Annotated in this window: 27 protein-coding genes; 14 read left to right on the forward strand and 13 right to left on the reverse strand. The window is 72.0% G+C overall.

Annotation, left to right across the window (positions count from 1 at the left end):
• The first annotated feature begins 259 nt into the window (after positions 1–259).
• The 5 genes from ACZ7N4_RS24880 to hemB all read left to right on the forward strand — a co-directional run bounded on the left by ACZ7N4_RS24880 (position 260) and on the right by hemB (position 6526).
• A complete protein-coding gene (locus ACZ7N4_RS24880; protein WP_471361501.1) occupies positions 260–1036 on the forward strand; it encodes a redox-sensing transcriptional repressor Rex in 777 nt (258 codons plus the stop codon).
• Positions 1033–2712: a glutamyl-tRNA reductase gene (locus tag ACZ7N4_RS24885; protein ID WP_471361504.1), complete on the forward strand. Its 1680-nt coding sequence runs from the start codon at positions 1033–1035 to the stop codon at positions 2710–2712. The genes ACZ7N4_RS24880 and ACZ7N4_RS24885 overlap by 4 nt, the downstream gene beginning before the upstream one ends.
• The gene (hemC, locus tag ACZ7N4_RS24890; protein WP_471361506.1) at positions 2709–3704 is read left to right on the forward strand and encodes a hydroxymethylbilane synthase; all 996 of its coding nucleotides are present in this window, start codon (positions 2709–2711) and stop codon (positions 3702–3704) included. Before ACZ7N4_RS24885 ends, hemC begins: the two co-directional genes overlap by 4 nt.
• Positions 3701–5407: a bifunctional uroporphyrinogen-III C-methyltransferase/uroporphyrinogen-III synthase gene (locus ACZ7N4_RS24895; protein ID WP_471361509.1), complete on the forward strand. Its 1707-nt coding sequence runs from the start codon at positions 3701–3703 to the stop codon at positions 5405–5407. The genes hemC and ACZ7N4_RS24895 overlap by 4 nt, the downstream gene beginning before the upstream one ends.
• Positions 5408–5533: 126 nt before the next feature.
• Complete coding sequence (gene hemB / locus ACZ7N4_RS24900; protein WP_471361511.1) at positions 5534–6526, forward strand: porphobilinogen synthase; 993 nt, start codon at positions 5534–5536, stop codon at positions 6524–6526.
• Between the two features lie 12 nt (positions 6527–6538).
• Here the strand turns inward: hemB and ACZ7N4_RS24905 are convergent, their stop codons facing one another.
• Entirely contained in the window at positions 6539–7237 is a 699-nt protein-coding gene (locus ACZ7N4_RS24905) for a DUF4232 domain-containing protein (protein WP_471361515.1), read from the reverse strand.
• A 188-nt stretch (positions 7238–7425) separates the two neighbouring features.
• Here ACZ7N4_RS24905 and ACZ7N4_RS24910 point away from each other — a divergent pair, with 188 nt between their 5' ends.
• A complete protein-coding gene (locus ACZ7N4_RS24910) occupies positions 7426–8778 on the forward strand; it encodes a helix-turn-helix domain-containing protein (protein ID WP_471361518.1) in 1353 nt (450 codons plus the stop codon).
• Between the two features lie 10 nt (positions 8779–8788).
• Here ACZ7N4_RS24910 and ACZ7N4_RS24915 read toward each other — a convergent pair whose 3' ends face one another.
• Both ACZ7N4_RS24915 and ACZ7N4_RS24920 read right to left on the reverse strand, forming a co-directional pair.
• Positions 8789–9595 (reverse strand): DUF4253 domain-containing protein, encoded by an 807-nt coding sequence (locus ACZ7N4_RS24915; protein WP_471361521.1) that lies wholly within the window; start codon positions 9593–9595, stop codon positions 8789–8791.
• 86 nt (positions 9596–9681) lie between these two features.
• Positions 9682–10086, reverse strand: coding sequence for a VOC family protein (locus ACZ7N4_RS24920; protein ID WP_471361523.1), 405 nt, complete (start codon positions 10084–10086; stop codon positions 9682–9684).
• 71 nt (positions 10087–10157) lie between these two features.
• Here ACZ7N4_RS24920 and ACZ7N4_RS24925 point away from each other — a divergent pair, with 71 nt between their 5' ends.
• Positions 10158–11126: a helix-turn-helix transcriptional regulator gene (locus ACZ7N4_RS24925; protein WP_471361526.1), complete on the forward strand. Its 969-nt coding sequence runs from the start codon at positions 10158–10160 to the stop codon at positions 11124–11126.
• Positions 11127–11157: 31 nt separating this feature from the next.
• On the opposite strand, the gene argS is transcribed toward ACZ7N4_RS24925, so the two are convergent.
• Complete coding sequence (gene argS / locus ACZ7N4_RS24930; RefSeq protein ID WP_471361528.1) at positions 11158–12924, reverse strand: arginine--tRNA ligase; 1767 nt, start codon at positions 12922–12924, stop codon at positions 11158–11160.
• Positions 12925–13052: 128 nt separating this feature from the next.
• Here argS and lysS point away from each other — a divergent pair, with 128 nt between their 5' ends.
• Entirely contained in the window at positions 13053–14792 is a 1740-nt protein-coding gene (gene lysS, locus ACZ7N4_RS24935) for a lysine--tRNA ligase (protein WP_471361531.1), read from the forward strand.
• An 89-nt stretch (positions 14793–14881) separates the two neighbouring features.
• Here the strand turns inward: lysS and ACZ7N4_RS24940 are convergent, their stop codons facing one another.
• The 3 genes from ACZ7N4_RS24940 to ACZ7N4_RS24950 form a co-directional block, all read right to left on the reverse strand.
• Positions 14882–16120, reverse strand: coding sequence for a DUF2637 domain-containing protein (locus tag ACZ7N4_RS24940; RefSeq protein WP_471361940.1), 1239 nt, complete (start codon positions 16118–16120; stop codon positions 14882–14884).
• A 120-nt stretch (positions 16121–16240) separates the two neighbouring features.
• Positions 16241–17164 (reverse strand): DUF3558 family protein, encoded by a 924-nt coding sequence (locus ACZ7N4_RS24945; protein ID WP_471361534.1) that lies wholly within the window; start codon positions 17162–17164, stop codon positions 16241–16243.
• A 126-nt stretch (positions 17165–17290) separates the two neighbouring features.
• Positions 17291–18190, reverse strand: coding sequence for a DUF3558 domain-containing protein (locus ACZ7N4_RS24950; protein ID WP_471361537.1), 900 nt, complete (start codon positions 18188–18190; stop codon positions 17291–17293).
• 239 nt (positions 18191–18429) lie between these two features.
• Between ACZ7N4_RS24950 and ACZ7N4_RS24955 the strand changes: the two genes are divergently transcribed.
• Positions 18430–19623, forward strand: a complete 1194-nt coding sequence (locus ACZ7N4_RS24955; protein ID WP_471361539.1) for an RtcB family protein — start codon at positions 18430–18432, stop codon at positions 19621–19623.
• A gap of 45 nt (positions 19624–19668) precedes the next feature.
• On the opposite strand, the gene ACZ7N4_RS24960 is transcribed toward ACZ7N4_RS24955, so the two are convergent.
• Together ACZ7N4_RS24960 and ACZ7N4_RS24965 are read right to left on the reverse strand one after the other, a co-directional pair.
• Positions 19669–19875, reverse strand: coding sequence for a hypothetical protein (locus tag ACZ7N4_RS24960; RefSeq protein ID WP_471361542.1), 207 nt, complete (start codon positions 19873–19875; stop codon positions 19669–19671).
• Between the two features lie 216 nt (positions 19876–20091).
• Positions 20092–20688: a TetR/AcrR family transcriptional regulator gene (locus tag ACZ7N4_RS24965; protein ID WP_471361545.1), complete on the reverse strand. Its 597-nt coding sequence runs from the start codon at positions 20686–20688 to the stop codon at positions 20092–20094.
• Between the two features lie 84 nt (positions 20689–20772).
• On the opposite strand from ACZ7N4_RS24965, the gene ACZ7N4_RS24970 reads away from it, so the two are divergent.
• A complete protein-coding gene (locus ACZ7N4_RS24970; protein WP_471361548.1) occupies positions 20773–21618 on the forward strand; it encodes an SDR family oxidoreductase in 846 nt (281 codons plus the stop codon).
• Between the two features lie 16 nt (positions 21619–21634).
• Here ACZ7N4_RS24970 and ACZ7N4_RS24975 read toward each other — a convergent pair whose 3' ends face one another.
• The 3 genes from ACZ7N4_RS24975 to ACZ7N4_RS24985 all read right to left on the reverse strand — a co-directional run bounded on the left by ACZ7N4_RS24975 (position 21635) and on the right by ACZ7N4_RS24985 (position 22968).
• On the reverse strand, positions 21635–21790 hold the full coding sequence (locus ACZ7N4_RS24975; protein ID WP_471361551.1) for a hypothetical protein: 156 nt from the start codon (positions 21788–21790) through the stop codon (positions 21635–21637).
• Positions 21787–22566, reverse strand: a complete 780-nt coding sequence (locus ACZ7N4_RS24980; protein WP_471361554.1) for an SDR family NAD(P)-dependent oxidoreductase — start codon at positions 22564–22566, stop codon at positions 21787–21789. Before ACZ7N4_RS24980 ends, ACZ7N4_RS24975 begins: the two co-directional genes overlap by 4 nt.
• 63 nt (positions 22567–22629) lie before the next feature.
• Positions 22630–22968: a YnfA family protein gene (locus ACZ7N4_RS24985; RefSeq protein ID WP_471361557.1), complete on the reverse strand. Its 339-nt coding sequence runs from the start codon at positions 22966–22968 to the stop codon at positions 22630–22632.
• 136 nt (positions 22969–23104) lie between these two features.
• Here ACZ7N4_RS24985 and ACZ7N4_RS24990 point away from each other — a divergent pair, with 136 nt between their 5' ends.
• Entirely contained in the window at positions 23105–23563 is a 459-nt protein-coding gene (locus ACZ7N4_RS24990) for a hypothetical protein (protein WP_471361942.1), read from the forward strand.
• Between the two features lie 19 nt (positions 23564–23582).
• Here the strand turns inward: ACZ7N4_RS24990 and ACZ7N4_RS24995 are convergent, their stop codons facing one another.
• A complete protein-coding gene (locus tag ACZ7N4_RS24995) occupies positions 23583–23987 on the reverse strand; it encodes a winged helix-turn-helix transcriptional regulator (RefSeq protein WP_471361560.1) in 405 nt (134 codons plus the stop codon).
• Positions 23988–24120: 133 nt separating this feature from the next.
• Here ACZ7N4_RS24995 and ACZ7N4_RS25000 point away from each other — a divergent pair, with 133 nt between their 5' ends.
• From ACZ7N4_RS25000 to ACZ7N4_RS25010, 3 genes are all read left to right on the forward strand, one after another.
• The gene (locus ACZ7N4_RS25000) at positions 24121–25011 is read left to right on the forward strand and encodes a zinc-binding dehydrogenase (protein ID WP_471361563.1); all 891 of its coding nucleotides are present in this window, start codon (positions 24121–24123) and stop codon (positions 25009–25011) included.
• Between the two features lie 87 nt (positions 25012–25098).
• Positions 25099–26190: an LLM class flavin-dependent oxidoreductase gene (locus ACZ7N4_RS25005; RefSeq protein WP_471361566.1), complete on the forward strand. Its 1092-nt coding sequence runs from the start codon at positions 25099–25101 to the stop codon at positions 26188–26190.
• Between the two features lie 71 nt (positions 26191–26261).
• Positions 26262–26864, forward strand: coding sequence for an FMN reductase (locus ACZ7N4_RS25010; RefSeq protein WP_471361945.1), 603 nt, complete (start codon positions 26262–26264; stop codon positions 26862–26864).
• Positions 26865–26972: the final 108 nt, after the last annotated feature.

Here is a 26972-nt window from a genome sequence, read left to right on the forward strand (position 1 = left end):
CTTAGGATCGACGGCGGTTTGGTCTCGGGGGCGGGATTCGTGAGGAGTGTGTGCGGTTTTGCCCCCAGTAATGAAGGAACGCCTGTGCGTATGCGCCGGTTCCCGGCCGGGGCGCGAAACCCGCGTGACCCCGGTCACTTCTGCCGGGCAAATCGGACACCATCTTTGTGCACGCGTTCACAAAGACATAGCCTGCTGTCGACGGGGCGGTCTGGGGACGTATGACCGCCTGCAGCCCCGCTCTACCCGCAGGAGCACCGTGGCAACTGGCCGAACACACCGACCGGCGACCCGTAGCCGAGGGATTCCCGAGGCCACCGTCGCCCGGCTTCCGCTGTACCTCCGAGCCCTGACCGCGCTGTCGGAGCGCTCGGTGCCCACGGTCTCCTCCGAGGAGCTGGCCGCGGCGGCGGGGGTCAACTCCGCGAAGCTGCGCAAGGACTTCTCGTACCTGGGCTCCTACGGAACGCGCGGTGTCGGCTACGACGTGGAGTATCTCGTCTACCAGATCTCCCGTGAACTCGGCCTGACCCAGGACTGGCCGGTTGTGATCGTCGGTATCGGCAACCTCGGCGCCGCGCTCGCCAACTACGGCGGTTTCGCCTCCCGCGGCTTCCGGGTCGCCGCGCTCATCGACGCCGATCCCGCCATGGCCGGCAAGCCGGTCGCGGGCATCCCGGTGCAGCACACCGACGACCTCGAGAAGATCATCAAGGACAACGGGGTCTCCATCGGCGTCATCGCCACCCCCGCCGGTGCCGCCCAGCAGGTCTGCGACCGGCTCGTGGCCGCCGGTGTGACCTCCATCCTGAACTTCGCGCCGACCGTGCTGTCCGTCCCGGACGGCGTCGACGTGCGCAAGGTCGACCTCTCGATCGAACTCCAGATCCTCGCCTTCCACGAGCAGCGGAAGGCCGGCGAGGAGACCGCCGCGGGCGACGGCGCGCTGCCCGCCGCCGCACCCCGGGGCGTGTCCGCCGGCACCTCCTCCGACCAGGGGCCCGACGGGGACGTCCCCGCCGTGATGCCGGCATGAGCCTCCTCGTCGTAGGCCTCAGCCACCGCAGCGCCCCGGTCAGCGTGCTGGAGCGGGCCGCGCTGAGCGCGGACGCCCAGACCAAGCTGCTCCAGGACACGGTCGCCGCCGAGCCCGCCACCGAGGCCGCGGTGCTCGCCACCTGCAACCGCATCGAGCTCTACGCCGACGTCGACAAGTTCCACGCCGGTGTCGCCGAGCTGTCCACGCTGCTCGCCCAGCACAGCGGCGTCGGCCTGGAGGAACTGACCCCCTATCTGTACGTCCACTACGAGGACCGGGCCGTCCACCACCTGTTCTCGGTGGCCTGCGGCCTGGACTCGATGGTCGTCGGCGAGGGCCAGATCCTCGGCCAGATCAAGGACTCCCTGGCCCGCACCCAGGAGCTGCACACCGCGGGCAAGCTGCTGAACGACCTGTTCCAGCAGGCCCTCAGGGTCGGCAAGCGCGCCCACTCCGAGACCGGCATCGACCGCGCCGGGCAGTCCCTGGTCACCTTCGGCCTGGAGCAGCTGGCCGCGGGCGGCGACGTGCGCGCGTGGGCCCTGGGCCGCACCGCGCTGGTCATCGGCGCCGGGTCGATGTCGTCCCTGGCCGCCGCGACGCTCGCGCGCGCCGGGGTCGCCGAGGTGGTCGTCGCCAACCGGACCTTCGAGCGCGCCGAGCGGCTCGCGCGGATCCTCGCCGAGTCCGACGAGAACGCGGTGACCGCCCGCGCGGTGCCCATGAACGCGGTGGCCGCCGAGCTGACACGTGCCGACGTCGTCGTCTCCTGTACCGGGGCGACGGGGCTGGTGCTCACGGCGGAGGCGGTCGCGCAGGCCGTCGAGGGCCGCACCGGCGCCCCCGCCACCGAGATCGCCGGCACCGCTCGTACGCCCGTCCAGGCCAAGGCGCCGCTGACGGCCGCCGCCGACGAGAACTGTCCGCTGGACCTCGCCGCCGCACAGCCCGGCTTCTCCCTCATGGGCGAGGCCGCCGTGGCCGGCATGGACGCGGCCACCCTGGAGCAGCACGCGGCCTGGGTCGCGGGCAGCACGATCGACCGCCGGGAGCGCCGTACCCCCGAGGCGGACGCCGAGCTGATCACCGCGCTCGCCGCGACCGCCGCCACCGTCGGCCGGATCCCCGAGCGGCGCAGGCCGGAACCGGTCGCCGAGCGTCCGGCCCCCTCCGTCTTCCTCCTCGACCTGGCCATGCCCCGCGACATCGACGCGGCCGTGCACCGGCTGGCCGGGGTCCGCCTGGTCGACATCGAGTCGCTCGCGGAGGCCTCCGCCGACGCGCCCATGGCGGCCGACGTGGACCAGGTCCGGCGTATCGTCTCCGACGAGGTCGCGGCCTTCGGCGCGGCACAGCGGGCGGCGCACATCACGCCCACCGTGGTCGCGCTGCGCGCCATGGCCGCCGACGTCGTCGCCGGCGAGATCGCCCGCCTCGACGGCCGCCTGCCCGACCTGGACGAACGCCAGCGCGGCGAGATCCGCCAGGCCGTGCACCGGGTGGTCGACAAGCTGCTGCACGCGCCGACCGTACGGGTCAAGCAGCTCGCGGCCGAGCCCGGCGGCGCCGGGTACGCGGACGCGCTGCGCACCCTGTTCGACCTCGACTCCGAGACGGTGGCAGCCGTCTCCCGGGCCGGGGACAGCACAGACACGAAGGACCGACCGGCATGAGTGAGAAGGCTTTGAGACTGGGGACCAGGCGCAGCAAGCTCGCCATGGCCCAGTCCGGGCAGGTGGCCGAGGCCGTCCGCCAGGTGACCGGGCGTCCCGTCGAGCTGGTCGAGATCACCACGTACGGTGACGTCTCCCGGGAGGCGCTCGCGCAGATCGGCGGCACCGGCGTGTTCGTCACGGCGCTGCGTGACGCACTGCTCAAGGGCGAGGTGGACTTCGCGGTTCATTCGCTCAAGGACCTCCCGACCGCGCAGCCCGAGGACCTGGTCCTGGCCGCCGTACCGGTGCGCGAGGACCCGCGGGACGTGATCGTCGCGCGCGACGCGCTGAAGTTCACCGACCTGCCGCGCGGAGCGCGCATCGGCACCGGTGCGCCGCGTCGCATGGCGCAGTTGAACGCGTACGCCCGCGCCCACGGACTGGACATCGAGACGGTCCCGATCCGCGGCAACGTCGACACCCGCATCCGGTACGTCCACGACGGCGAACTGGACGCGGTCGTGCTGGCCGCCGCCGGCCTCAACCGGATCGGCCGCATCGACGAGGTGACCGACTTCCTGTCGGTCGACACGGTTCTGCCCGCCCCCGGCCAGGGGGCCCTGGCGATCGAGTGCGCCGCGGACAACGCGGATCTCGTCGCCGCGCTCGGCGAGCTGGACGACCCGTTCACGCGGGCCGCCGTCACCGCCGAGCGGTCACTGCTCGCCGCCCTGGAGGCCGGATGCAGCGCACCTGTCGGCGCGCTGGCCGACCTTCCCCCACTCTCGGCTCCGCTCGAGCGGGGGGACCCCCATGCCGACGGGCAGTTTGTCAAGGAAATGCGCCTGCGCGGCGTCGTCGGCACGACCGACGGCACCCGCATGGTGCAGCTGTCCACCACCGGTCCCGTGCCCCAGACGCACGACCAGGCGATGGCACTCGGTCGCGAACTCGCCACCGAGATGCTTGCCCAGGGCGCGGCCGGTCTGATGGGGGAGCAAGCACAGTGAGCCCCACCGCCCTTCCTGCCGCCGGTCCTGAACACGGGCACGTCACCTTCCTCGGTGCCGGACCCGGAGATCCGGGACTGCTGACTCTGCGCGCCGTGGAGGCGCTGTCGCACGCGGACGTCCTGATCGCCGAGCACGAGGTGCTCGACGTGATCCGGACGCACGCGCGGCAGGGCGTCTCCGTCGTGCAGACGGACACGGACTCCTCTGCGGTGTCCCCGCCGGGCACGCCCCAGCTGACGGTCGTTGACGGCACGTCAACACCCGCCGCTGTCCCCGCTGCTGCCCGGGATGCCGCTCATCTTGTCATGGAGGCCGCGCGGGGCGGCAGGCGGGTCGTCCGTGCCGTGTCCGGGGACCCGGGACTCGATACGTGCGCGGCGGAGGAAATGCTCGCCTGCGCCGCCGCCGGGGTGCCCTTCGAGGTCGTCCCCGGTGTCGCGGCCGCGGTCGGCGTGCCCGCGTACGCCGGTGTGCCGCTGCGCGGCGCCGAGGGCGCGGACGTCCGGTTCGTGGACGCCCGCACCGCCTCGGACCGCTGCTGGACCGAGGTCGGCGCCTCCGACGGCACGGTCGTCGTCTCGACCACCCTGGACTCGGTGGCGGCCGCGGCGGGCGAACTGGTCTCGGCGGGCCGCAAGCCCGACACCCCCCTCACGGTCACGATCGCCGGTACGACGACCCGCCAGCGCACCTGGACGGCGACCCTCGGCACGATCGCGCAGACCCTGAAGCAGGCGAAGGTCCTCCCGTCCCCCGACGGGAGCCGGCCGGTGATAGCCGTGGTCGGCGAGCGCAGTGCCGCCGCCCGGCGCGACCAGCTGTCGTGGTTCGAGTCCAAGCCGCTGTTCGGCTGGAAGGTGCTCGTGCCGCGGACGAAGGAGCAGGCGGCGTCGCTCTCCGACCAGCTGCGGTCCTACGGCGCGGTGCCGCACGAGGTCCCGACGATCGCGGTGGAGCCCCCGCGCACCCCGCAGCAGATGGAACGCGCGGTCAAGGGCCTGGTGACGGGCCGCTACGAGTGGATCGCGTTCACCTCGGTCAACGCGGTGAGGGCCGTCCGCGAGAAGTTCGAGGAGTACGGCCTCGACGCCCGTGCCTTCGCGGGCATCAAGGTCGCCGCGGTGGGCGAGCAGACGGCCAAGGCGCTGATCGCCTTCGGCGTGAAGCCGGACCTGGTGCCGTCGGGCGAGCAGTCGGCGGCCGGCCTCCTGGAGGACTGGCCCCCCTACGACCCGGTCTTCGATCCGATCGACCGCGTCTTCCTGCCCCGCGCCGACATCGCGACCGAGACCCTGGTCGCCGGTCTGATCGAGCTGGGCTGGGAGGTCGACGACGTGACGGCGTACCGCACCGTCCGTGCCTCGCCGCCCCCGGCGGAGACCCGCGAGGCGATCAAGGGCGGCGGCTTCGACGCGGTCCTCTTCACGTCCTCCTCCACGGTCCGCAACCTGGTCGGCATCGCGGGCAAGCCGCACAACGTGACGGTCATCGCGTGCATCGGCCCGGCGACGGCGAAGACGGCGGAGGAGCACGGTCTCCGGGTGGACGTGATGGCTCCGGAGCCGTCCGTCCACAAGCTGGCCGAGGCCCTCGCCGACTTCGGCATGAAGCGCCGCGCCGCCGCACTGGAGGCGGGCGACCCGGTGACCCGGCCCAGCGAGCGGCGGCCGGGGGCACGGCGGCGTCGGTCCACGACGTGAGCGTGCGGCCGTACGACGGCTGAGAGAGACGGGGCGTTCCCTTGGGACGCCCCGTCTCTTCGCGTCGCCACCGCGTCGACACCGCGTCGGCAAAGGCGCGGTCCGGGCGGGCGTAGCGTAGAGGGCATGACGAAGTACGGATCCTTCCCCGGTACGCGTCCTCGACGGCTGCGCACCACCCCCGTCATGCGCCGCATGGTCGCCGAGACCCGGCTGCACCCCGCCGACCTCATCCTTCCGGCGTTCGTCCGGGAGGGCGTCGGCGAGCCGGTGCCGATCGGGGCGATGCCCGGGGTCGTGCAGCACACCCGGGACAGCCTGAAGAAGGCCGCGCTGGAGGCCGTGGAGGCCGGGGTCTCCGGGATCATGCTGTTCGGCGTGCCGGAGGACGGGAAGAAGGACGCCCAGGGCACGGCCGGCACCGACCCGGACGGGATCCTCCAGGTCGCCCTGCGGGACGTCCGCGCCGAGGTCGGCGACGACCTGCTCGTCATGTCCGACCTGTGCCTGGACGAGTTCACCGACCACGGGCACTGCGGGGTGCTGGACGCCGAGGGCCGCGTCGACAACGACGCCACCCTGGAGCGGTACGCCGAGATGGCGCAGGTGCAGGCCGACGCCGGTGCCCACGTCGTCGGCCCGAGCGGCATGATGGACGGTCAGATCGGCGTCATCCGCGACGCGCTCGACCAGATCGGCCGCGAGGACGTCGCGATCCTCGCCTACACCGTCAAGTACTCCTCCGCCTTCTTCGGCCCCTTCCGCGAGGCCGTCGCCTCCTCCCTCAAGGGCGACCGCAAGACCTACCAGCAGGACCCCGCCAACTGGCGCGAGTCCCTGCGGGAGCTGGAGCTGGACCTGGCCGAGGGCGCCGACATGGTCATGGTCAAGCCGGCCGGCCCCTACCTCGACATCCTCGCCCGGGTCGCGGACGCCGTGGACGTGCCCGTCGCCGCCTACCAGATCTCCGGCGAGTACGCGATGGTCGAGGCCGCCGCCGAGAAGGGCTGGATCGACCGGGACCAGGCGATCTTCGAGACCCTCACCGGCATCAAGCGGGCCGGCGCGCGGAACATCCTCACCTACTGGGCCACCGAGGCGGCCCAGAAGCTGCGCTAGTCGGCGAGCCGCTCACCAGGCGGTGATGGCGTCCAGGTCCTGCTGCCAGTACGTCACCTTCAGCGCGCTGTCGTAGTAGACGCCCTTGGCGGGCAGGACCGGGGTCGCCGACGGGCCGCCGCTGCTGTTCGGGGTGAGCCCCTGGAAGGCCACCGTCAGCTTGCGGGCGGTCGTCCCGCCGGTGCCGCTGCCGTCGGCGGCCGACAGCAGCACGCCCGCGTACCCCGACTCGCCGGGCGCCAGGCTGACCACGGCCTGCGGCTGGGTGTCCTCGTCCGCCTGCGGCACCCACTGCATCCGGTCGAAGCGGAGCACCGGGTAGTACGGCAGCTCGCACGTCCGGCCGCCCGTGTTCTTCACCGTCAGCAGCATGTGGTTGAGGGGACGGTTGAGCGGCTGGGCGGTGACGGTGGTGTTGGTGCCGTTGCACAGCACCAGCGAGCTCGCGGTCCGGGTGCTCCCGCCGCTGCGGGTGGGGGTCGCTTCCGGACGGGTGGGGGGCGTGTGGGTGCGGGCCACGGGCGTGCCGTTCGCGACCCGGCCGCCGGTGCCTTCGGTGCCGGTCTTCGGGGTCTTCGACGCGGGCGTGTCAGTCGTCGCCGCCGGCCGGGAGGCGCCCTCGTCCTCGGTCCCCGTCCCGCTGCCGCACGCCGTGAGCGCGAGGGCGGCGACGGCGGTGCCGGTCGCGGCGAACAGACGGATGTGGCGCATACGCATGGCAAGTCCTCTTTCGGGCTGGGCCGGTGGCCGTGCTTGGATGACCACAGCCTGTGGGCCCGTCCGTCCCGGCCGCCAGCACCCGTCGGCCATCCGGGACGCTGGAACGCTCACACCGGCTCTGACCTGTGGAAATGATCCCTGCCTGGAACGCCGGGCTGGGATGAGGGGGAGGACGAGGGATGGGGGAAACGGTGTCGGACGGCCCTGGTGGGAGCGCTTTCGCCGAGCTTCTGCGGGAGCTGAAGAACCGCTCCGGGCACAGCTACGGCACGCTCGCCAAGCGGCTCCACCTGAGCACCTCGACGCTCCACCGGTACTGCAACGGGGACGCCGTACCGGCGGACTACGCGCCCGTGGAGCGGTTCGCCCGGCTGTGCCGGGCCACTCCGGAGGAACTCCTCGAACTGCACCGGCGGTGGGTGCTGGCGGACGCGGGACGGGGGCGGAAGGAGCCCCGGGCGGTACCGGACGCGCGGGCGCAGGCGGCAGCGGCAGAGGCAGAAGCCGCGGCAGACGAACGGGCCGCGGTGGTCGAGAAGGCGGTGCGGGAGCCGGTGGCCGAGGCGGTGCCGGTTCCGGATCCGGATCCGGTGCCGGTCCGTCCACGGCGCCGGCGCCGGCTCGTCCTCCTCTCCGCCCTCACCGTCACCGCGCTGCTCGGCGGCGTCGCGGTCGCCCTCAACCTCCCCTCGGACGACGGGAAACAGGACGGCAAGGCCGCCAAGGGCGCCACGGCCACCGTGGAGTCCGCAGCCCGGGCCGGGGCCCCGCCCACGCCGACGGCCGGGAGCCCCGCGCCGCGCCGGTCCGCCACCCGCCCGGCCTCCCCCTCCCCCTCCGCCAAGGCACCCGCCCCCCGGACCGGCACCCCGCAGAGCAGCCCGGACGCGGCCGCGACCGGGGACGGCGCCACGGCGGAGGCACCGCCCCTCACGGTCACCACGCACCCCTTCAGCTGGCAGACCCCCTGCTCCCAGCACTACCTGATCGACCGTCCGCCCGCCGCAGTCGCCCCGCCCCCGCTGGAACAGGACGCCCCCGCCTGGGTCGACGTGCACCAGGCGGTCTCGGCAGGCGAGCAGTACGTCACCTTCACCGTGCAGGGCACCGGCAGCCGGACCGTCGTGCTGGAGAAGCTGTCCGTGCGGATGGCGGGCAAGCGGACCCCGCTCGCCTGGAACGACTACGCCATGGGCTACCCCGGCGTCGGCTGCGGCGGCGGCGTGCCGACCCGTTCCTTCACGGTCGCCCTGGACGCGATGCGCCCCGCGCCCGTACCGGAGGCCGGAAGCCGCGGCTTCCCGTTCAAGGTGAGCCAGTCGGACCCGGAGGTCTTCCGCGTCACGGCCGACGCGTCCGCCTACGACGTCAGCTGGTACCTGGAACTCTCCTGGTCCAGCGGCGACCGGCACGGCACGCTGGTGGTCGACGACGCCGGCCGCCCGTTCCGCACCAGCGGCAGCAACGGACGGCCCGCGTACGCCTTCCCGCTCGGCGGCCGGAAGTGGCGACCGGCCCCGGAGGCGGAGTGACGCCTGCGGGTCAGTCCCACCAGAAGGACCAGCTCGGGGCGCCGACCAGCTCCTCGGCGTACTCCCGCAACGTCGTGGTGCCGTCCGTCGGGCAGAACGCGAAGTGCTCCGCCGCCACCGCCTCGGCCTGTGCCGCGCCGGTCGGCGGAGCCGCGACCGACACGGCCAGGGTGTCGTAGCCGAGCGCCGTGACCCGTATGCCGAAGCGGTCCTCCCAGGAGCGCAGGACCGCGCAGAGCCGGGCCACGTCGCTGTCGTAGTTCAGCGGCCCAGGCCACCCGATCACCGCCGGTATGTCGGCGGACCGGCGGGCCGGAACCAGCGCCAGACGCGGCTCCTTCGGCCAGGGCCGCGTACCGTCCGACAGCATGTCCGCCACCCGGGCGGCCCGGCTGTCCGGATCGGCGGCGAGCGAGCAGGCACCGGCGAGCCCCGGCCAGCCCCTCCCGAACGGCTGAATCCCCTCCTCGTCCTCCCCGACCCCGATCTCCTCCTCCCAGTACTCCGCGAGGACCTCCTCGGCGTCGTGATCCCCCGGATACGACATGAGGCCCGGGCTCAGCTCCCACTCCTCCGGCCCGGCCATGGCCCCGCCCGCGTCCACGAGCACCGGAAGCAACCCGGCACGTCCGGCCGGAGCACCGAGCGCCTTCCACGTGCCGGGCGCGGCGGGCTTGTCCGCCAGCCACAGCAGGGGCTCGTGCCAGCGCCCCTCGTCCGTCTCGTCCACCAGCCTGCCGGGCGGTAGTCGAAGGCCCAGGGAACGCCCACTGGGGTCGGTGGCCAGCCGGGGCAGCGGGTTGGGAAGAGTCGCCATACCCGTGACTGTAGGGCCGGCCACTGACAACGCCCTTGACCTGCCGGTTCGTTGCCGACGAGGGGGCTCGGCCGGCCGCCCGCGGGTCAGACCAGCGTGGTGATGCAGAACGGGTGGCCCGCCGGGTCCAGCAGCACGCGCCACCGGTCCGGCTGCGGCTGGGACTCCGGCTTGGTCGCGCCCAGCGTGAGCAGGTGGGCCTCGGCCTCGTCCAGGTCGTCCACACCCACCTCGATGTGCGCCTGCTTCTCCTGGGCGGGGTCCGGCCAGGTGGGGCGGCGGTAGTCGGCGAGGCGGTTGAAGCCCAGGCCCGCCGTGCCGTCCTTGCCGCCGAGGAAGACGAAGTCGTCGGAGGAGAAGGCGACGGACAGGCCGAACATCTCGCTGTAGAACCGGGACAGTTCGACCGGGTCGGCGCAGTCGAAGGTGACGGCGGCGTAGCGGAACGCGGGCGTGGGGGAAGCGGTCTGCGAAGTGGTCTCCGTGGTCATGGAACGACCGTAGGGCCTGATGCGGACAGATTCGGTCCTGGTCGTGTCCGCCCGTGTGGAAAACTCTCCCCGTGCTCAGCGCCTCCGCCCGCCTGCTGCGGCTGCTCTCGCTGCTCGCCGCCCGCCCCTCCTGGACCTGTGCCGAACTCGCCGACCGGATGGCCGTCACCGACCGCACCGTGCGGCGGGACATCGCCAGGCTGCGGGAACTCGGGTACACCGTCGACTCCGAGGCCGGGCCCTGGGGCGGTTACCGGCTCCGGCCCGGCGCACGCGTGCCACCGCTGATCCTGGACGACGAGGAGGCCCTCGCCGTGGCCGTCGGCCTGCGGGGTGCCGCGCTCGACGGAGCACTCGGCGGGGACCAGGCCGCGCTGTCGGCACTGCTCAAGCTCCGCCAGGTGCTGCCACCCCGGATCGCCGAGCGGCTCGGCGAGTGGGACGACGCCCTGGTCCGGCTGCCCTGGCCCGAGGAGCCGCAGCTGCGGCCCGGCACGCTGCTGGAACTGGCCGCCGCCTGCCGGCGCGGTGAGCGCGCCCGGCTGTCGTACCGCGACGGGCAGGACCGGCACACGGTCCGCGACGTCGATCCGTACCGGCTCGTCCACACCGGACGGCGCTGGTACTTCGTCGCCCGGGACACGGCACGCGGGTGGCGGACCTTCCGCGCCGACCGCGTCGAGCGGCTCCAGCCCACCGGGCACCCGGTGGACCTCACCGACCCGCCCGACCCGGCCCAGCTCGTCTCCCGCAACACCGCCAACGGGCCGTACCCCCTGTCCGCCACCGTCCGGCTCCCGCTGCCGGTGGCACAGGCGCTGCGCGTCGTACCCGCCACCGTCGGCACCCACCGCCCCGACGGCCCGGACGCGACGATCGTGGACATCGGCGGACCCGACCCCGACGGGCTCGCCCGGTACCTCCTGGGCCTCGCCACCCCGCTGCGCGTCCTCGCCCCGGACTCCGTACGCGAGGCCTACGTGCGCCGCGCGCGCGAACTCCTGGACGCCCAGACAGCCGACGGCCCGCCCCCGGAGTGAGGGCGGGCCGCCGGCGTCGTACCGTGCTCGGTCAGAGCTTCTCGGGCGTCCGGATGCCCAGCAGGGCCATGCCCCGCTGCAGGGTCCGGGCCGTGACGTCGCAGAGGAAGAGGCGGTTCTCGGCGATGTCCTTCGGCGGCGCCGGCTTGATCACCGGGCACTTGTCGTAGAACGACGTGAACAGCGACGCCAGCTGGTACAGGTACGCCGCCAGCTTGTGCGGGGCGTACTCCGCGGCCGCCTCCCGGACCGTCTCCGCGAAGGAGTCCAGGTGGAGGCCGAGGGCGCGCTCGGCGTCGGCCAGGTCCAGCTCCGGGTGGGCCGCCGGACGGACCTCGCCCGCCTTGCGCAGGATCGACTGGATACGGGCGTAGGCGTACTGGAGGTAGACGGACGTGTCGCCGTTCAGCGAGACCATCTGGTCCAGGTCGAACTTGTAGTCCCGGTTCGCCGACGTCGACAGGTCCGCGTACTTCACCGCGCCGATGCCCACCTGGGCGCCCCGTTCGGCGATCTCCTCCTCCGACAGGTCCTGCGCCTTCTCCCGGACCACGGCCGAGGCACGGTCGATCGCCTCGTCCAGCAGGTCGACCAGGCGGACCGTCTCGCCCTCACGCGTCTTGAACGGCTTGCCGTCCTTGCCGAGGACCGTGCCGAAGGCCAGCTGCACCGCCGTCACGTCCTCGTTCAGCCAGCCGGCCCGGCGGGCGGTCTCGAAGACCATCCGGAAGTGCAGGGCCTGCCGGGCGTCCACCACGTACAGCAGGGTGTTCGCCTTCAGGTTGAAGACGCGGTCGCGGATCGCGGACAGGTCGGTGGCCGCGTAGCCGTAGCCGCCGTCCGACTTCTGCACGATCAGCGGGACCGGGTTGCCGTCCGGGCCCTTGATGTCCTCGAAGAAGACGCACAGGGCGCCCTCCGAGCGGACCGCGACACCCGACTCCTCCAGGAGGCGGCAGGTCTCCGCCAGCATGTCGTTGTACCCGGACTCGCCGACGATGTCCGCGTCCCGGATCTCCATGTCCAGCTTCTCGAAGACGGAGAAGAAGTAGATCTTCGACTCGTCCACGAACTTCTGCCACATCGCGAGCGTGGCCGGGTCCCCCGCCTGGAGGTCGACCACCCGGCGGCGCGCCCGCGTCTTGAACTCCTCGTCGGAGTCGAACTTCCTCCGCGCGGCCTTGTAGAGGCGGTCGAGGTTCGACATCGCCTCCTCGCCGCTCACCTCGGACTCCTTGTGGTCCAGCTCGTGCGGGTGCTCGTCCAGGTACTGGATCAGCATGCCGAACTGGGTGCCCCAGTCGCCGATGTGGTGCCGCCGGACCACGTTCTCGCCGGTGAACTCCAGCAGCTGGACGACGGAGTCGCCGATCACCGCGGACCGCAGGTGCCCGACGTGCATCTCCTTCGCCACGTTCGGCTGGGCGTAGTCGATCACCGTCGTGCCCGGCTGTTCGGCGAGCGGCACGCCGAGGCGGCCCGCCTCGTCCGCGTACCGCGCGGCCAGGTTCCCGGTGATCGCCCGGTCCGCGACCGTGATGTTGAGGAAGCCGGGGCCGGAGACCTCGACGTCCTTGATCACGTCACCCGTCACCACCCGGGAGACGACCTGCGCCGCCAGCTCCCGGGGGTTCGCCTTCGCCTTCTTGGCCAGGGCCAGGATGCCGTTGGCCTGGAAGTCGGCCCGGTCGCTTCGTCGCAGCAGCGGGTCCGCGCCGGCGGCCTCCGGCAGGGTGGCCGAGAGAGCGGACGCGAGGTGCTGCTGGACGTTGTCGCTGAGGGACGTGACCGAGGCCATAGGAATGGGTGCCGTTCTCCTCGTGGGGATGGATAGACCCGGCCAGTATCCCACGGGGGGTAAAGCCGTTTTCCCGGGCGCGATCCGGTCTGTGAGAATGGAGTGTCACCCCGTTCAGAAAGAAGGACGTGCCGATCGTGGCTCAGAGCACCGAGACCACCGACTGGGTCTCCCGTTTCGCGGATGAGGTCATCGAGGAGTCGGAGCGCCGGGCCCCGGGCAAACCGGTCGTCGTCGCGTCCGGACTCTCACCGTCCGGCCCGATCCACCTCGGGAACCTCCGCGAGGTCATGACCCCGCACCTCGTCGCCGACGAGATCCGCCGCCGCGGCCACCAGGTCCGGCACCTCATCTCCTGGGACGACTACGACCGCTACCGCAAGGTCCCGGCCGGCGTCGCCGGCGTCGACGAGTCGTGGGCCGAGCACATCGGCAAGCCGCTGACCTCCGTCCCGGCACCGCGCGGGTCGGCGCACGCCAACTGGGCCGAGCACTTCAAGGCCGCGATGATCGAGTCGCTCGCCCAGCTGGGCGTCGAGTTCGACGGGATCAGCCAGACCGAGCAGTACACCTCCGGCGTCTACCGCGAGCAGATCCTGCACGCCATGAGGCACCGGAACGACATCGACGCGATCCTCGCCCAGTACCGCACCAAGAAGGCCCCCAAGAAGCAGCAGCAGAAGCCGCTGGACGAGGCCGAGCTGGAGGCCGAGGAGGGTTCCGGCGCCGCGTCCGAGGACGACGGCAGCTCCGGCGCCGCCGGGTACTTCCCGTACAAGCCGTACTGCGGCGACTGCGGCAAGGACCTGACCACCGTCACCTCCTACGACGACGACACCACCGAGCTGGCCTACACCTGCAACGAGTGCGCCTTCGCGGAGACCGTCCGGCTCAGCGAGTTCAACCGCGGCAAGCTGGTCTGGAAGGTCGACTGGCCGATGCGCTGGGCCTACGAGGGCGTGATCTTCGAGCCGAGCGGCGTCGACCACTCCTCGCCCGGCTCCTCGTTCCAGGTCGGCGGCCAGATCGTCGGCATCTTCGGCGGCAAGCAGCCCATCGGCCCCATGTACGCGTTCGTCGGCATCTCCGGCATGGCCAAGATGTCCTCCTCCCGCGGTGGCGTCCCCACCCCGGCCGACGCGCTGAAGATCATGGAGCCGCAGCTCCTGCGCTGGCTCTACGCCCGCCGCAAGCCCAACCAGTCCTTCAAGATCGCCTTCGACCAGGAGATCCAGCGGCTCTACGACGAGTGGGACAAGCTCGCCGCCAAGGTCGCCGACGGCTCCGCCCTGCCCGGTGACCTGGCCGCCTACACCCGCGCCGTCGGCACCGCCGCCGGCGAGCTGCCCCGGACCGCGCGCCCGCTGCCCTACCGCACCCTCGCCTCCGTCGCCGACATCACCGCCGGACACGAGGACCAGGCCCTGCGGATCCTCTCCGAACTGGACCCCGAGCAGCCGCTCGGCTCCCTCGACGAGGTACGGCCGCGCTACGACCGCGCCGAGGCCTGGATCAACACCCACGTCCCCGCCGACCAGCGGACCATCGTGCGCGAGGAACCCGACGTCGACCTGCTGAAGTCCCTCGACGAGGCGTCCCAGCAGTCCGTACGCCTGCTCCTCGACGGGCTCGCCGACCACTGGTCCCTCGACGGCCTCACCCACCTCGTGTACGGCGTGCCCAAGGTCCAGGCCGGCTTCCCCGCCGACGCCACGCCCAAGGAACTGCCGCCCGAGATCAAGACGGCCCAGCGGACGTTCTTCGCCCTGCTGTACCACCTGCTGGTCGGCCGCGACACCGGCCCCCGACTGCCCACGCTGCTGCTGGCCGTGGGCCAGGAGCGGGTGCGCAAGCTGCTCGGCGAGTGACGGGCGAGCGGTACGAGCGGTAACGGAAGAAGGGGCCCTCCGCCACGGCGGAGGGCCCCTTCCTCCCGTTCTTCCTGTCCTTCACGCCGTCACGCGATGTGGTCCTCCTGCAGTTCCGCGGTGTGACGGTTGGTGAAACGGTTGACCATCCGCTCCGCCTCCCCCTTCGGGAGCGCCACGCCGAAGGTCGCCTCCACGTCGTCCCTGAACTGGCCGGCGGTCGGATAACTGCCGTCGATCGACTTCCGGAACACCAGGTAGAAGTCCTCCTCCGTCGGCTCCGCCACGGGACCACCGCCACCCTCGCCGAGCTCACGCGTACGGTTCGGACCCACCGGGATGGGGAAGCTGCCGGTCTCCTCCGGGGAGGGCTGCTGGAACTGCTCCGGCGGCTGGTCCTCGTACCAGTCCTCGTACTGCTCCTCCGGGGCGTACTGCGGCTCCTGGAGCATCGGGTCGTAGGTGGGGTCGTAGCCGCCGTGGTACTCCACCTCCCGCGGAGCCTGGAACCAGGGGCTCTGCTCGTCCGCCCGGGGCTCCTCCGGCCCGCCGGGGTGCTGGCGGGGGAGTTCGGGGCGCGCCTCGCCCTGAGGTGCCGCCGGCCGCGCGGCGGGGGCCGCCGCCGCGGCGGGGGCGCTCGCGGCCATGGCGGGGACCAAGGTCGCCTCGATGCCCGCCGCCGCCAGACCCGCCGGGGCCGTCTCCGCCAGCGGCACGCCGTACCGCGCCAGCCGCAGCGGCATCAGCGACTCCACCGGAGCCTTCCTGCGCCACGCCCGGCCGAAGCGGGAACGCAGCCGGGCCTGGTAGACGAGACGTTCCTGCTCCAGCTTGATGACCTGGTCGTAGGAACGCAGCTCCCACAGCTTCATACGGCGCCACAGCAGGAACGTGGGCACGGGGGACAGGAGCCAGCGGGTGAGGCGGACCCCCTCCATGTGCTTGTCGGCCGTGATGTCGGCGATGCGGCCGACCGCGTGGCGCGCGGCCTCGACCGACACGACGAACAGCACCGGAATGACCGCGTGCATCCCCACACCCAGCGGGTCCGGCCAGGCGGCGGCACCGTTGAAGGCGATCGTCGCCGCCGTCAGCAGCCACGCCGTCTGACGGAGCAGCGGGAAGGGGATACGGATCCACGTCAGCAGCAGATCCAGGGCGAGCAGCACACAGATGCCCGCGTCGATGCCCACCGGGAACACATAGGAGAAGTTCCCGAAGCCCTTCTTGATGGCCAGCTCACGGACGGCCGCGTACGAACCGGCGAAGCCGATGCCGGCGATGATCAGCGCGCCGGTCACGACCACGCCGATGAGCACGCGGTGCATCCGAGTCAGCTGCAGTGGCGCGGCCACTCGCACTCCCCTCCCCTTGCGTGATGTTGCGCGCAACAGAGTGGCACACGTGTGCGGCGAACGTGCTGCCGGTCGGCCGCTACGGCCGTCCGGTCAGCTCTTCTTCGCGGCCGACTTGGACGGAGACGCGCTGGAGGAGGCCGACTTGGACGGCGACGACGACGGAGACCCGGAAGCAGGCTTCGACGGCTTCGACGACGAGGACGACGAAGTCCCCGAACCACCCGACGCTCCCGAACCGTTGGCCGACGACACCGCCGCCACCGCCTCCTTGAGCGCCTTCTCCGCCGCCTTCGTCAGATCGTCGGCGTCAGGGGTCTTCTCGCCCGCCAGGCCGGCACCGTTGTAGTCGAGCGTCACGACGACGTTCTCCACCCGGGCCACGACCGTCTGCTGCTTGAAGAGGCCTTCCTTCTTCTTCAGGTCGTACCGCACCGCCGACGCCTCCGCGCCCGTACCGGACAGCGGCACCACCTTGGTGTTCTTCGCACCGTCCACCGACTGCGCGTCCTTGACCTGCTGCCCGTAGTACGCGTGCGCCTGGTCGTCGGCGGAGCCGCGCGTGGCGTCCGAGTCGAAGCGGAGCAGCGAGACGTTCAGCCAGCGGAACTGGGAGCCCTTCACACCGTTGTTGTCCAGGCTGTTCCAGGCACACGAGCCGCGCGCCGACAGATCGTCCGAACTGCCCTTCTTCCCCGACCCGGCACCCTTCGGGACCAGATCGGACAGGGTGTCCTTCGACAGCACCCCGCACGGGTCGGGAAGCTTCTGGTACGCCGTCGCCCGCACCGTCGGGGACGCGCTCGCCGACGGCCGGGTGCTGCCACCGCTGTTCGCCGACGAGGTGCTCTGCGCACCGGACTTGGCCTTGGAGTCGCCGGAGTCCGAGGAGCAGGCGGCGGTGATCAGGACCGCCGGGACGGCCGCCGCGCAGACAAGAGCGCGGCGAAGGCGCCTGCCTCCCTCGCCTCCCACGGCTCGCCGGGCACGGACGTCTCGCTGGGCTGCTCGCTGCATGGTTCCTTCACTCATGACGCTCGGTGTTCGTGCGGGTTCCTGCGGGGCCACGGTACGCGGTGAAGGAGCTGTGCGGTCTCCGTTCACGCGCTTCGCGGGCAGGGGCGGCCGGGGCCGGGGAGGACGTCAGCCGCCTAGCGCATCGTCCAGTCGCGAGGCCAGATCACGGGCCCTGTCCTGCATTTGTTTGCTGTCCGGGACCGCTCCCGTGGCCATCGGCTGCTCCTCGTACTGGATCGTGACGACGACGTTGGACGTGCGGAACACCACAGTCACCGTCCGCTGTTCGGCCGTCGAACCCGACGAGTTCAGCTGGTCGTCCAGATACGCCTCGTCACCGAGGTCGGAGAGCACGCGGGGCTGGAGATCGGCGGACGCGACACCGGAGGAGGAGGCGGACGAACCCCCGGAACCGGCAGACTCCGCCGACCCCGTCGGCGACGACGCGTCCGAGGACGGCCCGGTCCCGGCGGCGGAGGCACCGGCCTTGCCGGCGGAGCCCTTCGAGGACTCGGCGGACTCCGAGGACGCGGACGCACTGGGCGTGGCCTGCGGCGGAGCCGAGGAACTGCTCGGCGCCGGGAGGTCCGCGGCCGTCTGCTTCTCCTCGAACAGCTTCTGTGCCTCGTCGTCGTCGCTGACCGTGTTGTCGTACGACACCACGCGCTCGAAGTCGACGGACAGACGGTCCGTGGCGTCGGCCGACTCGACCTTCCAGTGGCAGCCGACCTTGCGATCGGTGTCGTAGGTGAGAGCGGCCTCGCCCTGGTAGGCCCTGTCCCGCTGGACCGGGTCGGTGATCTGCTGGATGCCCGGCAGCAGCCCGTCCAGGGCGTCGTGGCCGATCGCGCCGCAGGGCTCGGGGAGCGTGCTGTACTTCCCCGGCTGGGCGGCGACCGTCGCCGTTCCCGCGTCGCCCGGGTTGGCGTTGTCCGTCGGACCGTCGTCCCCGGACCCGCTCGTGCAGCCGGCCAGCAGCGCCGCGAGGAGGGCGGCGGTGCCGGTTACGTACGCCTTCCGCTGCACGGTCGGGCTCCTCTCGACGGTGTGCTCGCTCGGTGTGCTCGCTGGTGTCCGCTTGCTCGGTGCTCCAGTGTCCCCGCTGGTTAATCGCTTGCCGCAGCGGGGCGGACCCTGGAGACAATGTGTATCGCACGCACTGCCGTGGACGCCGGTCCCTTGTCCCTTTCATCGACCTTGGCGCCGCTTTTGCGTTTTGCTGCTTTCAGGCCTTTTGTCGTTTCTTCCGGGGGAATGAGGAACACATGTCGTACGTGGAGATGCCGGGCGCCCAGGTCCCGATCCGGATGTGGACGGACCCGGCGACGGTCGAGGACGTGGCCCTGCGCCAGCTCCAGAACGTGGCCACCCTGCCGTGGATCAAGGGCCTGGCCGTGATGCCGGACGTCCACTACGGGAAGGGCGCGACGGTCGGCTCGGTCATCGCCATGCGCGGCGCGGTGTGCCCTGCGGCGGTCGGGGTGGACATCGGCTGCGGGATGTCGGCGGTGAAGACGTCCCTGACGGCGAACGACCTCCCCGGGGACCTGTCGCGCCTGCGGTCGAAGATCGAGCAGGCGATTCCGGTGGGGCGGGGGATGCACGAGGAGCCCGTGGAGCCGGGGGACTTCCACGGGCTGGCGACGGCCGGGTGGGAGGACTTCTGGGGGCGGTTCGACGGGGTTGCGGAGGCGGTGCACTTCCGTAAGAGCCGAGCAATCGGACAAATGGGGACGCTGGGGTCGGGTAACCACTTTGCAGAAGTTTGCATAAGTGAAGATGGTTCGGTCTGGCTTATGCTCCACTCCGGCTCCCGGAACATCGGCAAGGAACTCGCCGAGCACCACATCGGCGTGGCTCAGAAGCTCCCGCACAACCAGGGCTTGGTCGACCGTGACCTCGCGGTCTTCGTCTCGGACACCCCGCAGATGGCGGCCTACCGCAACGACCTGTTTTGGGCGCAGGAGTACGCCAAGTACAACCGCACGCTCATGATGGCGCTCCTGAAGGACGTGATCCGCAAGGAGTTCAAGAAGGCCAAGCCGGTCTTCGAGCCGGAGATCTCCTGCCACCACAACTACGTGGCGGAGGAGCGGTACGAGGGCATGGACCTGCTCGTCACCCGCAAGGGAGCGATCCGGGCCGGCTCCGGAGAGTACGGGATCATCCCCGGCTCGATGGGCACGGGGTCGTACATCGTGAAGGGCCTCGGCAACGAGCTGGCCTTCAACTCGGCCTCGCACGGCGCGGGCCGGCGGATGAGCCGCAACGCGGCCAAGCGGCGCTTCTCGACCAAGGACCTGGAAGAGCAGACCCGGGGCGTGGAGTGCCGCAAGGACTCCGGTGTCGTGGACGAGATCCCGGGTGCCTACAAGTCGATCGACCAGGTCATCGACCAGCAGCGGGACCTGGTGGAGGTCGTGGCGAAGCTGAAGCAGGTCGTCTGCGTCAAGGGCTGACGCGTGAGGCCCCCGGCTCCAGCCGGGCGCCTCCTTCGGCACGGATCACTGATCGCTCGGCACGGGGACTTGGCCGGTGCGCAGGCGCCAGAGGCGAAGACTGCGGCTCTGGGTGGTCCTGTCGAGCACCTCTGCGGCGGCCATGGCGCTGTTGAGTTTCAACAGGATCCGGTCTTCGGTCTTGGTCCGGCGGCGCGCTGTGTACGCGGCCCGCATGCCTGTGGGGCGTACCCAGGCGGAGAGCGTGTACAAACCCGAACATGTACGCGTACTCGGGGACCGTGAGGTCCATGAACCGGTGGGCGCTGGGCTCGCATTCAGCCATGAGGAAGCGCATTCCTTGCTTGCTGGTCAGGCCCTCGGCCGGGCGCCATCCCGGGCGAGGGCCGTCGCGTTGATCGTGTGGCGCGAGCCTGGGGCGGATGTTCGTGCGCTGATCGGGTGATCGAGGAGGTTCGCTCGTGTGGGTTAAGCGTTGCCCGGCTCCAGCGAGTCCAGCCACCGCAGCAGCCGGTTGCCCTCGCGGTTCATGATGTCCGGGTCGCGGAGGGCGTTGGTCAGGAGGGACATGCCCTGGTAGGCGGAGACCAGGGTGAGGGCCAGGTCGTCGGGGGCGGGGAGGCCCAGTTCGCGGAACTGGGCGGCCGTCCAGTCCAGCAGGCGGCGGATCACCGCGCCGGCCTCCGCGTCGAGGGTGCCGTCCGCGCGTTTGTCGAGTTCGACGGCCAGGGTGCCGGTGGGGCAGCCGTGGCGGGCGGCCGTCTCCCGTTGGGACACCCAGGCTTCGATCAGGGCCTTGAGGCGGGCGCGCGGATCCGGCAGCCGGTCCAGGGTGCGGGTGAGGTCGTCGAGGCGGGCCTGGTGTTCCGCGAGGGCGGCCTGGACGAGTTCGTCCTTCGTCTTGAAGTAGTAGTAGACGTTTCCCACCGGGACGCCGGCCTCGCGGGCGATGTCGGCGAGCGTGGTGCGTTCGATGCCCTGGGCGTGCAGGACCCGGGCGGCCGCTGCCGTGAGGCGTCGGCGCTTCTGTGACGCCTGTGCCCGCCGATCCACTGAGTTTGTCACCTGACTGACTATAGGCAGGCGCGAGTGGGGGGTGTTAGTGTCGCCGTTGTTAGTTAGCCAGCTAACTCACTTAGGGGGGTTCGGATGATCGTCGTGACGGGTGCCACCGGGAACATCGGGCGGGAGCTGGTGCGGTTGCTCGCCGGGGGCGGTGAGGAGGTCGTGGCCGTTTCGCGCGGGGAGCGGGCGGAGCGGGGACCGGCCGGTGTGCGGTGGGTGCGGGGTGGGGTGGGGGACGCGGGGAGTCTGCGGCCCGCCCTCGAAGGGGCCCGGGCGGTGTTCCTCGTGCTGGGAGGCGAGCTGAACTTCCGGGGGGAGGCGCCGGACGGGCTGGTGAAGGCGGTCGTGGATGCCGGGGCCGAGCGCATCGTGCTCGTCTCCTCGCAGGTCGCCGGCACCCGGCCGGACGCGCCCTCGCACGACCGGCTGCGGGGGTTCGAGAGGGCGGTGCGGGCGTCCGGGCGGCAGTTCACCGTGCTGCGGCCGGCGGGGTTCGCGTCCAACGCGTTGGCCTGGGCCGGGTCCGTCCGGGCCCGGCGTACCGTCCACGCGCCCTTCGGCGAGGTCGCGCTGCCCGTGGTCGACCCGGCGGACATCGCCGCCGTGGCCGCCGCCGCGCTGCGCGAGGACGGGCACGCGGGCCGGGTGTACGAGCTGACCGGGCCGGAGTCGATCAGCCCGCGCCGGCAGGCCGAGGTCATATCGGAGGCCCTCGGCGAGGAGGTGGAGTTCGTGGAGCTGTCGCGTGCGCAGGCGCACGCGGAGCTGGCCCGGTTCATGCCGGAGCAGGTCGTCGCGGGCACGCTGGACGTGCTCGGCGCCCCGCTGCCCGCCGAGCAGCGGGTCGGCTCCGATGTGGAGGCGGTGCTGGGCCGGCCGGCGGCGCCGTTCTCGGAGTGGGTCGCGCGCCACCTGCCGGCGTTCGCCTAGGTGCTGCTTCCAGGCGCTACTTCGCGTGCCGTACCGCGTAGATCATGATGAACGCCACGATGTGGATGCCGAAGAGGAAGTAGGCCAGGAAGTACCAGACCTGGCGTTCGTCCCTGGTCTCCTGGGCCAGGCGCCGCCTCTCCGGGGAATCCGGGGAATCGTGGGTGGTCACCGCTGTTCCCGGTGGACCTTCGTGTTGGACGCCTGGGCGCGCGGACGCAGGACCAGGAGGTCGACGTTGACGTGGCTGGGGCGGGTCACCGCCCAGGTGATGGTCTCGGCGACGTCGTCGGCGGTGAGGGGTTCGGCGACGCCCTGGTACACCTTCTCCGCCTTCTCCTGGTCGCCGCCGAAGCGGGTGAGGGCGAACCCTTCCGTCTTGACCATGCCGGGCGCGATCTCGATGACGCGGACCGGCTGGCCGACGATCTCCAGGCGGAGGGTCTCGGCGAGGACGTGGGCGCCGTGCTTGGCGGCGACGTAGCCGGCGCCGCCCTCGTAGGTGCCGTGGCCGGCGGTGGAGGAGACGACCACGACGACGCCGTCCCCGCTCGCGACCAGCTTCGGCAGCAGGGCCTGGGTCAGGTTCAGGGTGCCGATGACGTTGGTCTCGTACATCGTGCGCCAGTCCGCGGGGTCGCCGGTGGCGACCGGGTCGGCGCCGAGAGCGCCGCCCGCGTTGTTGACGAGGACGCCGATGGTCTGGAAGGCGGTGGCGAACTCGTCGACGGCGGCGCGGTCGGTGACGTCCAGCTGGTAGGCGATGGCGGAGTGGCCGGCCTGGGTGAGTTCCTCGGCGAGGGCCTCGACGCGGTCCTTGCGGCGGGCGGTGAGGACGACGCGGTAGCCGGCTGCGGCGAGCTGCCGGGCCGTGGCGGCGCCGATGCCGCTGCTCGCGCCGGTGACGACGGCGATGCGGGCGGCGGCGGACGGGGCGGCGGTGGCCATGGCTGCTCCTGGGGCTGGGTCGGGGTGGTGTACGACCGGGGTTCCGTCCAGCCTAAGTGACCCTCAGCCGCCGTTTCGCGGCGCCCACATGATGACGGCCATCCCGGCGAGGCAGATCAGCGCGCCGGTGATGTCCCAGCGGTCGGGGCGGTAGCCGTCGGCGACGACGCCCCACAGCAGGGAGCCGGCCACGAAGATCCCGCCGTAGGCGGCGAGGATGCGGCCGAAGTGGGCGTCCGGCTGGAAGGTGGCGACGAAGCCGTAGGCGCCGAGGGCGAGGACGCCCCCGGTGATCCACAGCCCGCCGCGGTGTTCCCGGACGCCCTGCCAGACCAGCCAGGCGCCGCCGATCTCGAAGAGCGCGGCGACGACGAACAGGGCGGCGGAGCGGAGGATCGGCATGGGGCCAGCTTCGCAGGCGGGCGTGGTGTCACCTGTTGGAGGGCGCCTGGTGGGCGGCTCGCGTGGCATACATCGGTACGGCAGTCGTACCCGCGGCGGTACGGCGCGTGAGCGAGGAGTGGTGAGGGCCGTGCGGATGCGGGCGTGGGTGTTGTCCGGGGTGTGTGCCGGGGCCGTGCTGGTGCCGGGGGTCGCGGTGGCCGCTCCGGCGCCGGAGGCCGATCTCGCCTTTCACGGGAGCGTGGTGCTGGAGGGGGACCGGGCGGAGGTGCTGCTGACCCCGCGCAACAACGGGCCGGACGAGGTCACGGACGCGACGGTCCGGCTGCGCTGGTCGGTGGAGCTGGCCGACGCGCAGGAGCTGCCCGCCCGGTGTGCGCGGGAGGACGAGCGGACGGTGGTGTGCGGGACGGGGGCGCTGGCCGTGGACGCGGCGGGGGAGCGGTTGCGGGTGCCGGTGCGGCTGCGGGAGCGGCCTGCCGAGCTGACGCTGGAGATCGACACGGCGTGGAGCGCGGGGGCGACGGACCAGGACCGGACGAACGACCGGATGGCGGTGCTCGTGCTGGCGACGGGGGACTCGTACGCGTTCTGACTCTCTCCGGGCCGTCGTTCTAGGCGGGGTTCTCCGCGTCGTAGCGTTCGCGGGCGGTGCGGACCTCGTCGAAGTGGGTCTCGGCCCAGTCCTTCACCGCGGTGAGCAGACCGGCGAGGCTGGCGCCGAGCGGGGTGAGGGCGTAGTCGACGCGGACGGGGACGGACGGGGTGACCGTGCGGCTGATGATGCCGTCCCGTTCCAGGGCGCGCAGGGTCTGCGTGAGCATCTTGGGGCTGACGCCGGCGATCTTGCGGCCGAGGTCGCTGTAGCGCAGGGGGCCGGGTGCCAGGGCGGAGACGACGAGGCTGACCCACTTGTCGCTGAGGCGTCCGAGGAGCTGGTTGGTGGGGCAGCCGCGGATGAAGGCGTCGTAGTCGGCGCGGGCCTGTTCGCGGCGCTGGGCGGCGGTCGTGGTGGCCATGGCTCTCCTCCGGGTCGGCTACGCACTCTCAGGTAACTACTTACCCATGGATAGTAGCTCTCCTACGGTTGGTGGTGCGGCCGGAAAGGTGCCGCGGGAATCATCAACTGGCGTTTACTCAAGGGGAGTTGTCATGCGTGCTGCGGTGGTGAGGACGTTCGGCGGTCCGGACGCGGTGGAGATCGCGGAGGTGCCGGTGCCGGAGCCGGGGGCGCGTCAGGTGCGGATCAGGGTGACCGCGGGGGCGCTGAACCCCGTGGACGCGGGGGTGCGCGCGGGCTTCTTCGGTGGGGCCGGCAAGACGCTCGGGCTCGGCTGGGACGTCGCCGGGACGGTGGACGCGGTGGGGGCGGCCGCGGCCTGGCAGGTCGGCGACCCGGTGGTGGCGCTGGTGCCGGGGGTGGCCGAGCCGCTGGGGGCGCACGCCGAGTACGTCGTCGTGGCCACGGACGCGGCGGCGAAGGCGCCGGCCGCGGTGGACGCCGTGCACGCGGGCACCCTGCCGCTGAACGGGCTGACCGCGCTCCAGGCCCTGGACCTGCTGGATCTCGCGCCGGGCGGGTCCCTGCTGGTGACCGGGGCGGCGGGTGCGGTCGGCGGCTTCGCCGTGCAGCTGGCCGCGCACCGGGGGCTGGAGGTGACCGGTCACGCCCGGGCGGGCGACGAGGGGCTGGTGCGCTCGCTGGGTGCCGCGCGCTTCACGTCGGACGGGGTCGCGCCGGGCAGTGTGGACGCGGTGCTGGACGCGGCGGTGCTGGGCGGGGCGGCCCTGGAGTGGGTGCGGGACGGGGGTGCGTACGTCGGTGTGCGGCCGGGGGCGGAGCCCGGGCCGGTGCGCGGGGTACGGACGGGGGCCGTGGAGGTGGCCGCGGACGGGGCGGGGCTGGCGGGGCTGGCCCGGCTGGTGGACGAGGGGGTGCTGACCCTGCGGGTGGCCGAGACCTACGCCCTGGAGGAGGCGGCCGAGGCGCACGCCCGGCTGGCGGAGGGCGGGGTGCGGGGGCGGCTGGTGCTGGTGCCCTGACGCCCGGCGGGAGGCCGGAATATCCGGGGAGGGCGGACCGTTCCGGGAGTATAGTTGAACGGTCAACAACCTGGAGGGTGAGCGACCATGCAGTTCGGGATCTTCACGGTCGGCGATGTCACGCCGGACCCCACCACGGGGCGGACCCCGACCGAGCGCGAGCGGATCAAGGCCATGGTCGCCATCGCGCTGAAGGCCGAGGAGGTCGGCCTGGACGTCTTCGCGACCGGCGAGCACCACAACCCGCCGTTCGTGCCGTCGTCGCCGACCACGATGCTCGGTCACATAGCCGCACGGACGCGGAAGCTGGTCCTCTCCACCTCCACCACGCTGATCACCACCAACGACCCGGTGAAGATCGCGGAGGACTACGCGATGCTCCAGCACCTGGCGGACGGGCGCGTCGACCTGATGCTGGGCCGCGGCAACACCGGGCCGGTGTACCCGTGGTTCGGCCAGGACATCCGGGAGGGCATCAACCTCGCCGTGGAGAACTACGCCCTGCTGCGCCGGCTGTGGACCGAGGACGTCGTCGACTGGGAGGGCAGGTTCCGCACCCCGCTGCAGGGCTTCACCTCCACCCCGCGCCCGCTGGACGGCGTACCGCCGTTCGTCTGGCACGGCTCCATCCGCTCACCGGAGATCGCCGAACAGGCCGCGTACTACGGCGACGGCTTCTTCCACAACAACATCTTCTGGCCCGCCGACCACACCAGGCGGATGGTCGAGTTCTACCGGAAGCGGTACGCCCACTACGGGCACGGCACCCCGGAACAGGCGATCGTCGGCCTGGGCGGGCAGGTGTTCATGCGGAGGAACTCGCAGGACGCGGTGCGGGAGTTCCGGCCGTACTTCGACAACGCGCCGGTGTACGGCCACGGGCCCTCGCTGGAGGACTTCACCGAGCAGACCCCGCTGACCGTGGGCTCCCCGCAGCAGGTGATCGAGAAGACCCTGTCCTTCCGCGAGTACGCCGGTGACTACCAGCGCCAGCTGTTCCTGATGGACCACGCGGGCCTGCCGCTGAAGACCGTCCTTGAGCAGCTCGACCTGCTCGGCGAGGAGGTCGTGCCGGTGCTGCGCGAGGAGTTCGCCAAAGGGCGTCCGGCGGACGTGCCGGAGGCACCGACCCACCACTCCCTGCTCGCCGCGAAGGAGAAGGAGGCGACCACCGTATGAACGAGCGCGTGAACGGCGGCGTGAGCGGCCGTGTGAACGGCGGTGTGGGCGGACCCGCGCGGGACGACCGCATGAAGCTGGTCGTCGTGTCCGCGGGGCTGGGCGTCCCGTCCTCCAGCCGGCTGCTCGCCGACCGGCTGGCCGCCGCGGTCGGCCGGCACACGCCGGTGGACATCGAGGTGGTCGAGCTGCGGGAACTCGCGGTGGAGATCGCGCACCACTTCACCAACGGGTTCGCGGGCAGGACCCTCGCCGCCGCGCAGGACGCGGTGGCGGGGGCCGACGGGCTGATCGTCGTCACGCCGGTGTTCAGCGCGTCGTACAGCGGATTGTTCAAATCCTTCTTCGACGTGCTGGACAAGGACGCGGCGGCCGGGAAGCCGGTGCTGATCGGGGCGACCGGGGGCACGGGACGGCACTCGCTCGTGCTGGAGCACGCACTGCGGCCGCTGTTCGCCTACCTGCGGGCCGTGGTCGTGCCGACGGCGGTGTACGCCGCGTCCGAGGACTGGGGCGCGGAAGGGCTGGCCGAGCGGATCGAGCGGGCGGCGGGAGAGCTGGCCGCGCTGATGCCGCCGGCTCCGCGGGAAGCGGAGGAGACCGTGACGCCCTTCGCGGAGGAAGTGGTGCCCTTAGCGGAACAGCCGGCCAGGCTCGGCGGGCCGGCTCGGTGACCGGGCGCCGGTGAGAAGACGGTAGGGCGGTGGGCCGGGTTGTCCCTGTGACGGTGAGAGGCCGGTAAAAAGGGTGATCGTAGGCCCGGCGCCCCCCGTCCGACCACC

This window comes from Streptomyces sp. NPDC107654, assembly GCF_055639035.1.